Source organism: Sphingobium sp. LMC3-1-1.1, assembly GCF_040676285.1.
GTDB lineage: Bacteria > Pseudomonadota > Alphaproteobacteria > Sphingomonadales > Sphingomonadaceae > Sphingobium.
In genome coordinates this window covers 887,992-901,397 of record NZ_JBEGHQ010000001.1, presented here as the reverse complement: position 1 = coordinate 901,397, position 13,406 = coordinate 887,992, and the positions used below count along the sequence as shown (strand labels likewise).

The following is a 13,406-nucleotide window of genomic DNA, read 5'->3' as shown; positions in this document are numbered from 1 at the left end:
CATTCACATGTTTCGGACAGAATCCCGCATGCGCGCCAATGCCTTCCGATCGAACCAGCCTGTCGGAAGGGAGCGGGGCCGGAACTGCGGCAACCATTGGGCATATAGGCTGTCCATACGCCCCGGCAGTCCCGAAACGCCTTCGCGGGCCATGATGTCCGAAACGATCCGGTTCTGATAAAAACGAACCGAATAATTGATCATCCGTCGATATTGCATGCGCAGGGTGGAAGGCCTCAGCAGGCTGACAGGCTCGCAGCGGAAACCCGCCTCCTCGCAGGCCAGGATGAGCTCCCGCCGCCAATCGGCGTCGCAACCCAGATCGGTGTGTGCCCATGCCGCCACCAGACCGTCGTCGCCAATCATGTCCTCGGGCAGCCGCAGTCGCGTCGAACGGATCGCCGCGACGAAACGCCCCGACAGGGCGTAGAGATCGCCGAACAATCCCCGTTCCTCGCGCAACCGCTGGCGATAGGATTGTGCGGAACGCCCGTTCATCGGCATTCCAGCGGCCGCATTCGCCTCAGGCTGCGCGGCGAGATCGGACACCAGCGCGTCGATCGATCCGGCCTCGATCTCCGCATCGCCGTCCATGAAGACGACTGCATCCTCTCCGCCGCCCAGCAGGTGATGGACGAAATGGTTCCAGGTTCTTGCCTTGCCCCCAGCCGCCAGATCGTGAACGATGACATGGGCCCGCCCGCCGGATGCTTCCCGCGCTCGCGCCGCAGTATGATCGCTCGACCCGTTCACCAGAACATGGAACACGGTGTCCGCCCGATCGAGCGGCAGGGAAGCGAGGCAGAGTCCGATCCGCCGTTCCTCCTGATGCGCGAAGATGCCGACCGCGACGTTCATGATCCCTGGCGGAAATCCCAGCTTGGCTGGCCATGCCGGGTGACGTCCAGCCCCTCGGCCTCTTCGCGCGCGCTGATCCGGGCGGGACTGACCACAGACAGCATCAGCGCAATGATCGCTGTGCCGGCCATTGCCCAAAGCGCCACCGCCAAGATGCCGATCGACTGAGCTACGAAGGCGCCGCCAAGGCTGATGCCTGCTGCGAAACCGACTCCGCCCAAAGCGGGCAGCACGAAGAAGAGCAGCAGCAGCACGCCCGTCAGCCCGCCCAGTCCGTGGATCACGAAAATGTCGGCCGCGTCGTCGATGCGCCGGCCCAGCAAGGCCTTGGCCAGACGGCAGATGATGGCGGCGATCATCCCGATCGCCATTGCCCCGCCCGGCCCGACCAGGGGAGCGCAGGCGGAGATCGCCACCAGCCCTGCCAACAGGCCCGAAACCAGCCCATTGGCGGTGACGCGTCCCTTGTCGATCCGTTCTACCAGCGTCCATCCGAAGAGGCCCGCGCAAGCGGCGAAATGGCCGTTCAAAACAGCCGTCGCCGCATTGTCCGTCGCGCCGAACGACCATCCGCCCAATATGCCGGCCCAGCCGATCCACAACAGCAGGCCGCCTGAAATGCCCAGCACCGGGGCATGTCCCGAAGAGGGGGCGCGCCGTTTGCCGACGACGAGCGCCAGCACCAGCGCGGAAAATCCGGCGGTCAGATGAACGACGAGCGCACCAGCGAAATCCATGACGCCCAGATTGGCGAGCCACCCGCCGCCCCAGACCCAGTGCACCACCGGCGCATAGACCAGCAACAGCCACAGCAGCGTGAACATTGCCATCCATCCCAGCCGCACCCGCCCGGCCACCGCGCCGGGTAGCAGGCCCGCGGCAAGCATCGCCAGCGCCATCTGGAACAGCACGAAAGTCGATTCCGGCACGGTCAACCCGTCGCGGAGCGCACCCAGATTGGCCAGCAACAGATGCGCCCTTCCGCCCAGCCATCCGCTGCCCGGCGCATAGGCCAGGCTGTAGCCGACAAGCGCCCACAGCAGCGAAACGCTGGCGGCAACCACCAATCCCTGCACGCCTGTCGTCAGGGCGCTACGCATGGGAGCCAGCCCCGCATGGCGCAGCGCCAATCCCGGCAGTGCCGCCAGCAGCACCAGCAGGGCGCACAGCATCATCCAGGCCGTATCGCCGCTGTCCGCCACGGCGACTTGCGCAAAAGCGGGCTGGGGCGTCACCATGATCAGGAACAGGGTAATGGCGGGCAGGCGATGCATAAGGAAATCCGGCGGTCCATATCCTGCCCGCCCTACCGCATCTGAGGTAAAGACTTGCCTAACCCTGGCTATTTCCCGGACGTTCCGGAGTTTATGAAGCCTAATAGGCCTCCCCGCCGCAACTGATCCGGCCCGTTCCGCGATTGTCGACGCTGCAGGCGGCTTTGCCCGCCACCGTCACGTCGCCTGATCCGGACGCCGACACTTTGGCCGATACCTCCGCCGTTAGCGCCACATTTCCCGGGCCGTCATTCGCCACGGTGGCCTGGCGGACCCGCAGGCCTTCCGCCATCACCGCTCCGGGACCGGTGACCCGGATGGACGCGACGCCGGTCCGACCGGAGAGGGTCGCCCGGCCGGCTCCGGCCACGCCCAGGCTGAGTTGATCAAGATCCACCGCCGCGACGCTGATGTCCCCGTTGCCGCCCAGCACGATCTCCCCATGCAGCCCTTTCATCCGGCTGACCGACACCGATCCGCCGCCGGTCAGCACCACGCGGCCGAGATCTCCCGTCGATAGTCGCAGCACCGCGCGCCCGCCGGATTTTTCGCCCGGCCGGGGCCGCTCCATGGTGACGGAGAGGAGGCGGCCGGACACGTCCACCTTCAGCCGGTCCAGCACTCCCTGATCGCCCTCCGCCCGGGCCGAAGCGCCCGCGCCAGTCGTGATCACCACCTCAACCGGTGCATCGACGCGGATGACGTCGAAGCTGGTGATGGTGAAGCCGCGCGTGGCGGCCATGGCCGGAGCGATCCATGCCATCATGGCGCCTGACAGGAGCAGCAAACGAGGCAGCGACATGGCGATCTCCCAATCTTTAGCGTCGATTCTGATAGGGACGGGCCGTAGCGGTTCCAAGCCCCTTGTTCGTCGCACCGGATCAGGCAAGATCGTCCGGGTTTCGAAAAGGGGCATGTGGCTGATGCGCAAGTGGATTTTCGCTCTTCTCCTGGGCTTGATTAGCACTGCGGGCGCTGCCGCGCCGGATGATCGGGGCCAGGCCTGGTGGAACCATGTCCGCACCCTCGCCGACGATGGCTTTGAGGGGCGGGGCACTGGCAGGCCGGGCTATGACAGGGCGGCTGACTATGTGATCGGTCGGCTTCGGGCGCTGGGGCTGAAGCCTGCGGGAACCCACGGTTACAAACAGCCCATTGCCTTTACCGAGCAGGTGATCCTGTCGAAGGAGAGCCACGCTTCGCTGAAGGGAGCAGGTGGAGAGACTGCGCTGTCGGTGCCGGCTGACATCATTTTTTCCGGAGGAGGCGGCCCGGTCCCGGAAACCGTGACTGCGCCTCTGGTCTTCGCCGGCTATGGCCTGCACCTGCCGGAGGTGGGGCATGATGATTTTGCGGGCCTGGACCTCAAAGGCAAGATCGTGGTGGTCATATCGGGCGGCCCGGTCGGCATCTCCGGTGCGCTCAAGTCCCATGCGCGTTCGGAGCGGGCGGCATGGTTGGCAAAGCAGGGCGCGCTGGGGCTGGTCCAGCTTGTGACGCCCAGGCAGGTCGAGATTCCCTGGGACAGGCGCGTGGCGCTGGCCAGCCAACCGGCCCTGTACTTCCGCGACGCGGCCCTGCGGGAGACCCTGACGCCCTTCCTGGTCGCTCAGTTCGACCCGGCGAAATCCGCGATGCTCTTTGCCGGTTCGGGCCATGATTTCGATCAGATCGCTGCGGCTGCCGACAGTTCCGGTCCGGTCCCGGCCTTCCCGCTTGCGCAGCATCTGGACGCCAGGGTGGCGGCGAAGCGAGCGGACCTCTCCTCGCCCAATATCCTGGCAGTCATGCCCGGCGCGGACCCGCGGCTCAAAAAGGAATATGTCGTCCTGTCCGCCCATCTCGACGGATATGGCATCGGCACGCCGATCAACGGGGATGCGATCTACAATGGCGCGCTCGACAATGCATCTGGCGTGGCAAGCCTGCTGGAAATTGCGCGGACGCTGGTCGGCGGGAAGGTGAAGCCGCGCCGATCCATCCTTTTCGCGATCGTCACTGCCGAGGAGAAGGGCCTGCTCGGCTCCAGCTATTTCGTGCGGCGTCCGACAGTGCGGCAAAGGGCGATGGTGGCTGACCTGAATTTCGACATGGCGCTGCCGATCTTCCCGCTCACCAGCGTGACCCCGATCGGCTATGACCAGAGCAGCCTGGGCAAGGACGCCGAAGCGGTGAGCATGGCAATGAACCTGCCAATCACGCCCGATCCCTTCCCTGATCGGAACGTCTTCGTCCGCTCCGACCAATATAGCTTCATCCGGATGGGTATCCCCGCGCTGTTCTTCAAATATGGGTTCAAGGCGGGCACGCCCGAGGCGGTGGTCGAACGGGCATGGCGCGCCAATATCTACCATTCGCCCAGGGACGATGCGAACCAGCCGGTGATGCCGGCCGAAGCGGCCAGGCTCAACGATTATGTCGCCGCCGTCGCGCTGCGTATCGCCAATGCTGATCGGCGACCGGCCTGGAACGAAGACAGCTTCTTCCGCCGCTTCGGCAAATAGAGCGCTGCTGCTTGATCCGAGGAGGGCAGGGGCCTAAACACCGGGCCATGACCCATGCCTCCTATCCGGCGCTTCGCCTGCGCCGCACCCGTGCCTCCGCCTGGAGCCGGGCAATGCACGCCGAGAACCGCCTGACGCCCACCGACTTCATCTGGCCCCTGTTCGTCACCGAGGGACAGGGGGTGGAGGAACCGATCGGGTCGCTTCCCGGCGTTTCGCGCTGGTCGGTGGACCTGATGGTCGAGCGCGCGAGAGACGCGCAGGCGGCGGGCATTCCCTGCCTCGCGCTTTTCCCCAATACGCAGCCGGAGCGTCGCAGCGACGATGGGGAGGAGGCGCTCAATCCCGATAATCTGATGTGTCGTGCCATTCGCGCCATAAAGGATGCGGTGCCCGACATCGGCGTCCTTACTGACGTGGCCCTCGACCCCTATACCGCGCACGGGCAGGACGGGCTGCTGGACGAAGCGGGCTATGTCGTCAATGACGCCACCATCGACGTGCTGATCGGCCAGGCGCTGAACCAGGCCGCGGCAGGCGCGGACATCATCGCGCCCAGCGACATGATGGACGGCCGCGTCGGCGCCATCCGCGAGGCGCTGGAGGAGGAAGGCCACGCCAATGTGCAGATCATGGCCTATGCCGCCAAATATGCGAGCGCCTTCTACGGTCCGTTTCGCGATGCGGTGGGCTCCGGCGGGCTGCTGAAGGGCAACAAGAAGACCTACCAGATGGACCCCGCCAACAGTGCGGAAGCGCTGCGCGAGGTTGCGCTGGACATTGCGGAAGGCGCCGACAGCGTGATGGTGAAGCCGGGCCTGCCCTATCTGGACATCATCCGCCAGGTGAAGGATCGGTTCGAAGTACCGGTCTTCGCCTATCAGGTGTCGGGCGAATATGCGATGCTGGAGGCCGCCGCCGCCGTGGGGGCGGGGGACCGCGATGCGCTGGTGCTGGAAACCTTGCTGGCGTTCAAGCGTGCCGGCTGCTCAGGCGTCCTGACCTATCATGCGCTCCACGCGGCGCGGCTGCTGGGAGCCTGAAATGGCCGATCATCCCCGCCATGAACATCCCGAAGTTTCGATCATCCCCTTCAACGGCAAGACGCCCAGGATCCACCCCAGCGCCTTCATCGCGCCGGGATGCCGGATCATCGGAGACGTGGAGATCGGCCCGGACGTCAGCATCTGGTATAATTGCGTGATCCGGGCGGATGTGAACTTCGTCCATATCGGCGCCCGCACCAATATCCAGGACGGTTCGGTCGTGCATTGCGACAGCCCCGGCGATCATATCGACGGGCGGCCGTCCGAGGGTTGGCCGACGATCATCGGGGAGGATGTGCTAATCGGCCATATGGCGATGGTTCATGGTTGCGTGCTGAAGGACCGCGCCTTTGTGGGGCTGGGCGCCATCGTCATGAGCGGCGGTACGGTGGAGAGCGACGCCATGCTCGCGGCGGGCGCGCTGCTCTCGCCGGGCAAGACGGTGCCTCACCGCCAGCTTTGGGCCGGCCGCCCGGCCAAATATATGCGCGACCTGTCCGACGAAGTGCTGATCGACATGCGTGAAGGGGTCGAACATTATGTGCATAATGGCAAGGCGCATAAGGGCGCGGTGAAGGCAGCGTTCTCGGGGGAATGAGGCGCGCCTGCCGCGGAGGCGGGCCTGCCTTGCTGCGCATTTACGGTTGAGCCAGTAGCCCCTTGAGCGCATCGAGCCGGTCATTCTGGCTGTCAACAATCGCCAGCACCGATGCGCGCGCAGCATCGATCGTTTCGATGCCGCCGCTGACCTTCCCTTCGGCCGCCGCATTGCTGCGCTCGACATAGAGTACGTCCAGGCTGGCAAGCGCCGAAACGCTGCCGTTACGCGCCGATTCCAATGCGCTGAGCGCGGTCTGTGCCGCCACCCAGGCCTCGCTGGAAACCGCCGATCCCGAAGCAGCCCGCGCTGCCTTGTCCGCTGCTGGCCAGGCCTTGTCGAATGCGGTGCCGCCCGCCTGCGCCTGCGCGGTCAGCCGGTCGACACTCTGGACAAGCTCCGGTTCAGGCGCGACCGGGGAGGGCTGCGCCGCCGCCTCAGCAATGGGCGCATCCTCTATGGCGCGCTTGGCGAGTGAGGGGTAGCCCTGGAAGCTGCTGGCGCAACCAGAGAGAAACAGTGCCAGGGATGGAAGCAGCCGACGCAGATTCATGCTTCGCATCTAGGATGAGCCGTGCCGGGAGGCAAGCTTAGCGAGGCAGGGCGGCGGCTTCCCGCGCAAGCGCCTCGATCTTCGCCGGATCGACCGGCCCCTTGGGCACGACCCAGCTTCCGCCCACGCATTTGATGAAGGGCTCTGCCAGCCATTTGGGCGCGCTTTCCGCCGTGATGCCGCCGGTCGGGCAGAAGCGCGCCTGATGCAGCGGCGCCGCCAGCGCCTTGAGGGCCGGCAAACCGCCCGATGTTTCCGCGGGAAAGAATTTGAAGTGCGACAAGCCCATGTCCATGCCGCGCATGATATCGCCTGCCGTCGCCGTGCCGGGCAGGAACGGAATGCCCGCCGCGATGGCCGCCTTCCCGAGGGGTTCGGTCAGGCCGGGGCTGACGATGAAGCGCGCGCCCGCCTCCATTGCTTCATCCAGTTGCGCCGGATTGAGGACAGTGCCCGCACCGACGACTGCGCCCTCTACCTGCGCCATTTCACGAATCACGTCCAGCGCCGCTGGCGTTCGCAGCGTCACTTCCAGCGCGGGCAGTCCGCCCTTCACCAGCGCCCGTGCGATAGGCAGGGCATCCTCGACCCGGTCGACCACCAGCACCGGGATCACCGGCGCCAGTTCCATCACCTGTTCAACGCTCAAGGCCATTATTTCTTCTCCCGAAAGGCTGCAGCCGCACCGTACAGCCCGATTTCGTCATGCAGGGCGAAGCGGATCGGCACCGACTTCATCAGGCTTTCAAATCGCCCCTTGGCAGTGAAGCGCTGATGGAAACTGGATTGCGGCAATATGTCCTTCATTCGCTGGGTCAGTCCACCCGCCAGCACCACCGTATGCGGTCCCTGCGCCAGCGCCAGGTCGCCCGCGACCGAGCCGTAGGACATGCAGAACCGTTCCAGCGCCCTGCGCGCGAATTCGTCGGTTCCCTCAATGGCGGCCTGCCACAGCTCGGCATCCTCCATCAGAACGACCCGGTCGTGGCCGATGGTCGCCATCGCCTTGTAGATGTTGTTGAGGCCCGGTCCCGACACGATACGTTCGGTCGATACGCGCAGGAACTTGTCGCGCAGATAGGCGAGGATCTTTTCCTCCAGCGGGTCGAGCGGGGCGAAGTCCAGATGTCCGCCCTCCGTAGCGATGACATGCGGCTCGCCATCGTCAAAGGCGATCATCGCCACGCCCAGCCCGGTGCCGGGGCCAAGGATCGTCACCCCGCCATCGCGTGGAAAGGGCCTGTCTTCGCCGAACAGCAGCGGCAGATTTTCCTTGGGCAGGCGCGCCACGGCGTGGGCGACCGCCTCGAAATCGTTGACCAGCCGCAAATGCCGGAGGCCCAGTTCCTCGTCCAGCGTATCGGGCCGGATGACCCATGCGCTGTTGGTGAGCTTGATGACCTCGCGCCCGATCGCGGTCGCGAAGGCTATGGAAGCGGAGCTTGGCAGATTGCCGCCCTCGTCCTTGACGAAGGCCGCCCAGCAGGCCTGGAGGCTTGGATAGTCGGCTACCTTATATTTGCGCGCCTTTCCCAATGTGGGCACATTGCGGGCATCGAGCCGCGCGCGGGCGAAACGGGCGTTGGTGCCGCCAATGTCGGCGGCGATGATGTCGGTCATATCACTCTCCTCCCGTTCGGGCTGAACATGTCAGCGCCCAGCATTTCTCTTCAAGAAAATGAGCAGCCCTTCGACAGGCTCCGGGTGAACGGGAATAATTCAGTTTAAACTTCGGTTTCCATGGCTGCCAGTATGGGCGATGCGCCCGCTTCGGCAAGATCGCTATGGTGGCGGAACAGTGCGAACAATTCGCGGCCGGTGTCATAGGGGGCGGGGGGAGGTGTCGGCATTTCGCGACTGTCCCATTCGGCCGTGTCGACCAGCGCCTCGATCTGGCCGTTCTCGGCACAGACCCGCACCAGATCGCCGTCGCGCAGTTTGGCGATGGGGCCACCGCCCAAGGCCTCCGGCGACAAATGGATCGCCGCGGGCACCTTGCCCGAAGCGCCTGACATGCGCCCGTCCGTCACCAGGGCGACGCGGAAACCCCGATCCTGCAACACGCCCAGCGCAGGGGTCAGCTTGTGCAATTCCGGCATGCCGTTTGCCTTTGGCCCCTGGAACCGCACCACGACGATCACATCGCGTTCCAGTTCACCCGCCTTGAAGGCGCGCAGCACATCGTCCTGATCGTGGAAGACGGCCGCCGGAGCCTCGATGGTCCAGCGCTCCTTGTCGACCGCGCTCACCTTCATGACGCAGCGCCCCAGATTGCCGGCCAGAAGCCGCATGCCGCCGTCCGGATTGAACGCATCGGACACCGGCCGGAGGATCGACAGATCCCGCGATTCGGGCACATCCTTCCAGACCAGCGCTTCATTCTCCAGCACCGGCTCCTTGCCGTAATCCGCCAGGCCTTGCCGCGCTACGGTCAGGATGTCGCCGTGCAGCAGTCCGTTGCCGAGCAGTTCGCGGATCACATAGCTGATGCCGCCCGCCGCATGGAAATTGTTCACATCGCCCGATCCGTTGGGATAGACCCGCGCCAGCAGCGGCACGACGTCGGAAATCTCCGCGAAATCCGTCCAGTCGATGACAATGCCCGCAGCCCTTGCGATGGCCGGCAGGTGGATCGCGTGATTGGTCGATCCGCCGGTAGCCATCAGGCCGATGATCGCGTTGACGATCGCCTTTTCGTCGACGCAGTGTCCCAATGGTCGATAATCATCATTGGACTGTCCCTCCTTGGTCCAACCGATGCGCGACAATTGATGCACCGCCGCCCGCGTCAGCTCCTGTCGCAACTTAGTACCCGGATGGATGAAAGATGCGGCGGGCATGTGCAGTCCCATCATCTCCATCATCATCTGGTTGCTGTTCGCCGTACCGTAAAAGGTGCAGGTGCCCGCGCCATGATAGCTGGCGCTTTCAGATTCCAGCAATTCCTCCTTGCCGACCTTGCCCTCGGCATAGAGCTGGCGGATGCGCACTTTCTCCTTGTTGGCGAGGCCCGAAGGCATCGGCCCCGCCGGAACCAGAATGGTCGGCAGGTGCCCGAAGCGGAGCGCGCCGATCAGCAGGCCCGGCACGATCTTGTCGCAGATGCCCAGAAGCAGCGCGCCTTCGAACATCGCATGGGACAGGGCGATGGCGGTTCCCAGCGCGATGGTGTCGCGGGAAAAGAGCGACAGGTCCATGCCTGCCTGCCCCTGCGTCACCCCGTCGCACATGGCCGGAACGCCGCCTGCGACCTGCGCGGTGCAGCCGACCTCCCGCGCCGCCAGCTTGATTTGCTCGGGGTAGCGGCCATAGGGCTGATGCGCGGAGAGCATGTCGTTATAGGCAGTGACTATTCCGATGTTCATCGCTCCGCCCGTGCGGATGACAGCCTTGTCTTCGCCGCTTGCGGCAAAGCCATGAGCCAGGTTTCCACAGGAAAGCTGGTCACGATTGGTGCCCGCGTCACGGCCGCGCTCGATCAGGTCCAGATATTTCCGGCGCGACGCTGCGCTGCGCTTCGTGATGCGCTCGGTGACCTCGGTGATCACCGGATGAAGATCAGTCATTCCAACTTGCTCCGTCTCGTTCGATTAGGGCAATGGCTGAGGATGGCCCCCAGTTCCCGGAAGAATAGGGGGAGGGCTTTACGCCCGCTTCCTTCCACCCGTCGATGATCGAATCGATCCACGTCCATTGCGCCTCGACCTCGTCCCGGCGCACGAACAGCGTCGCGTCGCCGACCAACAGGTCCAGGATCAGCCGCTCATAGGCGATGCGGCGGCGTTGCCCGGCAAAGGCGGCGGTCAGCGACACGTCCAGCGTCACCTCCTCCAGATGCACGTCGCGCTCCAGCCCCGGTCTTTTGCTCATGATCAGCAGGCGGATATATTCCTCCGGCTGCAGGCGGATGATGAGCGTGTTCGGTTCCAGGCCGGTTCCGCCGTTGCGCCCGAAAATGGAATGGCGCACCGGCTTGAACTGGATCAATATTTCCGACTGGCGCGTCGGCATGCGCTTGCCCGTGCGCAGGTAGAAGGGGACGCCCTGCCAGCGCCAATTGTCGATATAGGCCTTCAGCGCGACGAAGGTTTCCGTGTCGGACGGCTTGCCCAATTCGTCAGCATAGCCGGTGACGATCTGCCCGCCGACCGCGCCCGGCGTATACTGGCCGCGCACGCTATGGGTCTTGACCGTCTCGGCGGTCATGGGGCGGAGCGAACGCAACGCCTTCACCTTTTCGTCGCGCACGGCCGTGGGGTCCATACGCGCCGGCGGTTCCATGGCGATGATCGACAGGATCTGGAGGACGTGGTTCTGCACCATGTCACGCAACGCGCCCACGCCGTCATAATAGGAAACCCGGCCTTCCAGCCCCACGGTCTCACCCACGGTAATCTGCACATGGTCGATGGCCGTGGCGTTCCACAGCGGTTCGAACATGACATTGCCGAAGCGCAAGGCGAGCAGGTTCTGGACCGTTTCCTTGCCCAGATAGTGGTCGACGCGGAAAATCTGTTCCTCGGCGAACAGGGCGCCGATGCCGTCATTCACTTGCTTGGATGATGCCAGATCCTTGCCGATCGGCTTTTCCATGGCGATTCGCGTGCGGGGGGTGATCAGGCCTGCTTCGGCCAGTCCCTGGGCGGTCGGCGCGAAGAGAGACGGGGGCGTCGAGAGATAAACGGACAGGCCCTTGTCCAGCCGCCCGTCGAGCCGCTCTGCCAACGCCTTGAACTGGGCTCCATTGCCCGCCTCCACCGGTTGATAGACGATGATGTCGCGCAACTGCTTCGCGACTTCCGCATCATAGCGGTCAGCGGCAAGGAATTTCCGCAGCGCCTTGTCGATATCGTCGCGAAACTGGTCATCGGTCAGTTCTGACCGGCCCGACGCGATGATCAGGAAATCCTCCGGCAGCAGGGCGTCGGCCAGCAGATTGTACAGCGACGGGAAGATCATCCTGTGCGCCAGGTCGCCCGTGGCTCCGAACAACAGGAATGTGGCAGACGGTTCGGTCAAAGGTCTTCCCTTTTCCGTTAGTGTTTCAGGTCTGCACGAAAGCGCCCTTACACTTGGCCGCCCTCGTTACGCAAGCAGGCTATCCCGGCAAGGGTCATCTCGCAACCGCGAGAGGATGGAGGGAGTGTTTTTTGGCTGGACGCTGGCCGCCGATTTTGCCATTGGCGCTCCACCCTTGGCGTTTTCGAGGAAGATGGATCATCTTTCTCGCGGAACGCGGTTGAAGGGCATGCGGGCGTGGTGAAACTGGTAGACGCGCCGGACTCAAAATCCGGTTCCGAAAGGAGTGTCGGTTCGATTCCGACCGCCCGCACCATCTTTTTCGGATCCTGGCATCCGGCTGCCGGCCCGATGCAGGTTGCCTTCGTCATGGCTGGCTGATTTTCTGCCTTGACCGGGCAGGTCAATCCCTTGCTGCGCCCTGTTCCCTGAACCAGGGGATCATCCGGGTGATGGCATCCTCGACCCGGTCTGTGGATACCGCGAAGCTGAAACGGATGTGCCGGTGCCCGTCGACCGGATCGAAATCGATTCCGGGCGCTGTCGCTACCCCGGTTTCGCGCAGCAGTTTCTGGCAGAAGGACAGGCTGTCGTTCGTGAGATGGCCGACATCCGCATAAATGTAGAAGGCGCCGTCCGGGGGAGCGATCTCCTTCAATCCCAGGGCGGGCAGGGCAGCGAGCAGCAATTCGCGATTGCGCCGGTAGGTCGCGACATGCACCTCCAGTTCATCGATGCAGTCAAAGGCCTTCAATCCGGCATGCTGGGCCAGGGAAGGGGGCGTCAGGAACAGATTTCCCATGCGCGCCCGCGCTGTTTCTATCAGATCGGGAGGAAAGACCACCCAGCCCAGCCGCCACCCGGCCATGGAAAAATATTTGGAAAAGCTGTTCACGATGATGGCATCCGGCGTGAATTCCAGCATCGAGCGTGCAGGTTCGCCATAGTTCAGCCCGTGGTAGATCTCGTCCGAAATGATGCGAATAGCGCGCGCCCGGCAAATCTCGGCTATCCGCGCCATTTCATCGGCAGGAATGATGGTCCCGGTGGGATTGGCAGGGCTGGCGATAATCGTTCCGTCCACCCCCGAATCCAGCGCCTCCAGCGCCGCCGCGCTGATCTGATATCGTTCGGCGGATCCGCAGTCGATCTCCAGCGGCTCCAGGTAGAGCGCCTTCAACGTGTTGCGATACGCGACATAGCCGGGCCGCGCCGTCGCGATCCGCGCACCGGGTGCGAACAGGCTGGTCAGCGCCAGCACCAGCCCCGGCGACGCTCCGCACGTCAGCAGGATCTGTTCCGCTTCCACCGCCACGCCATAATATTCGCGATAGTGCCGTGCGATCCGCTCCTTCAGCGCCTGGCTTTCCCAATAGCCCATGGGATCGTTGTCGAGCACGGCATGGGCGGCGGCAATGGCAGCCGAGGGCGCACCCGTGGAAGGTTGCCCGAACTCCATGTGCAGGATGGATCGCCCTTCGGCCTCCAGCCTGTGGGCTTCGCGGCTGATGGCGATGGCGTGGAAAGGGTCGACCTGGGCAATCATGCGCTGCC

The 13,406-nt window shown here is 64.4% G+C and carries 12 protein-coding genes and 1 tRNA gene; 4 read left to right on the top strand and 9 right to left on the bottom strand.

The window, feature by feature from the left end:
* Positions 1-3: 3 nt before the first annotated feature.
* From MRBLMC3_RS04545 to MRBLMC3_RS04535, 3 genes are all read right to left on the bottom strand, one after another.
* Entirely contained in the window at positions 4-858 is an 855-nt protein-coding gene (locus MRBLMC3_RS04545) for a glycosyltransferase (RefSeq protein ID WP_363826185.1), read from the bottom strand.
* A complete protein-coding gene (locus tag MRBLMC3_RS04540) occupies positions 855-2,132 on the bottom strand; it encodes an ammonium transporter (RefSeq protein WP_363826182.1) in 1,278 nt (425 codons plus the stop codon). The genes MRBLMC3_RS04545 and MRBLMC3_RS04540 overlap by 4 nt, the downstream gene beginning before the upstream one ends.
* A gap of 100 nt (positions 2,133-2,232) precedes the next feature.
* Positions 2,233-2,934, bottom strand: a complete 702-nt coding sequence (locus MRBLMC3_RS04535) for a head GIN domain-containing protein (protein ID WP_363826179.1) — start codon at positions 2,932-2,934, stop codon at positions 2,233-2,235.
* Between the two features lie 121 nt (positions 2,935-3,055).
* On the opposite strand from MRBLMC3_RS04535, the gene MRBLMC3_RS04530 reads away from it, so the two are divergent.
* From MRBLMC3_RS04530 to MRBLMC3_RS04520, 3 genes are read left to right on the top strand one after another with little or no spacing between them, the layout of a single operon-like run.
* Positions 3,056-4,636 (top strand): M28 family metallopeptidase, encoded by a 1,581-nt coding sequence (locus MRBLMC3_RS04530; protein ID WP_363734614.1) that lies wholly within the window; start codon positions 3,056-3,058, stop codon positions 4,634-4,636.
* Between the two features lie 47 nt (positions 4,637-4,683).
* Complete coding sequence (hemB, locus tag MRBLMC3_RS04525) at positions 4,684-5,679, top strand: porphobilinogen synthase (RefSeq protein ID WP_363826176.1); 996 nt, start codon at positions 4,684-4,686, stop codon at positions 5,677-5,679.
* Between the two features lies 1 nt (position 5,680).
* Positions 5,681-6,280 (top strand): gamma carbonic anhydrase family protein, encoded by a 600-nt coding sequence (locus tag MRBLMC3_RS04520; protein WP_363826173.1) that lies wholly within the window; start codon positions 5,681-5,683, stop codon positions 6,278-6,280.
* Between the two features lie 40 nt (positions 6,281-6,320).
* On the opposite strand, the gene MRBLMC3_RS04515 is transcribed toward MRBLMC3_RS04520, so the two are convergent.
* The 5 genes from MRBLMC3_RS04515 to zwf all read right to left on the bottom strand — a co-directional run bounded on the left by MRBLMC3_RS04515 (position 6,321) and on the right by zwf (position 11,852).
* Positions 6,321-6,833, bottom strand: a complete 513-nt coding sequence (locus MRBLMC3_RS04515) for a hypothetical protein (RefSeq protein WP_363826170.1) — start codon at positions 6,831-6,833, stop codon at positions 6,321-6,323.
* A gap of 37 nt (positions 6,834-6,870) precedes the next feature.
* Positions 6,871-7,488: a bifunctional 4-hydroxy-2-oxoglutarate aldolase/2-dehydro-3-deoxy-phosphogluconate aldolase gene (gene eda, locus MRBLMC3_RS04510; protein WP_363754767.1), complete on the bottom strand. Its 618-nt coding sequence runs from the start codon at positions 7,486-7,488 to the stop codon at positions 6,871-6,873.
* Positions 7,488-8,453, bottom strand: coding sequence for a glucokinase (glk, locus tag MRBLMC3_RS04505; RefSeq protein ID WP_363734619.1), 966 nt, complete (start codon positions 8,451-8,453; stop codon positions 7,488-7,490). Before glk ends, eda begins: the two co-directional genes overlap by 1 nt.
* A gap of 104 nt (positions 8,454-8,557) precedes the next feature.
* Positions 8,558-10,399 carry a phosphogluconate dehydratase gene (edd, locus tag MRBLMC3_RS04500; protein ID WP_363826167.1) on the bottom strand — a complete coding sequence of 614 codons (1,842 nt, stop codon included), beginning with the start codon at positions 10,397-10,399 and terminating at the stop codon, positions 8,558-8,560.
* The gene (zwf, locus tag MRBLMC3_RS04495) at positions 10,392-11,852 is read right to left on the bottom strand and encodes a glucose-6-phosphate dehydrogenase (RefSeq protein WP_133652186.1); all 1,461 of its coding nucleotides are present in this window, start codon (positions 11,850-11,852) and stop codon (positions 10,392-10,394) included. The genes edd and zwf overlap by 8 nt, the downstream gene beginning before the upstream one ends.
* Before the next feature lie 231 nt (positions 11,853-12,083).
* Here zwf and MRBLMC3_RS04490 point away from each other — a divergent pair.
* A tRNA-Leu gene (locus tag MRBLMC3_RS04490) sits at positions 12,084-12,168 on the top strand.
* A gap of 87 nt (positions 12,169-12,255) precedes the next feature.
* On the opposite strand, the gene MRBLMC3_RS04485 is transcribed toward MRBLMC3_RS04490, so the two are convergent.
* Positions 12,256-13,398, bottom strand: a complete 1,143-nt coding sequence (locus MRBLMC3_RS04485; protein WP_363826163.1) for an aminotransferase class I/II-fold pyridoxal phosphate-dependent enzyme — start codon at positions 13,396-13,398, stop codon at positions 12,256-12,258.
* Positions 13,399-13,406: the final 8 nt, after the last annotated feature.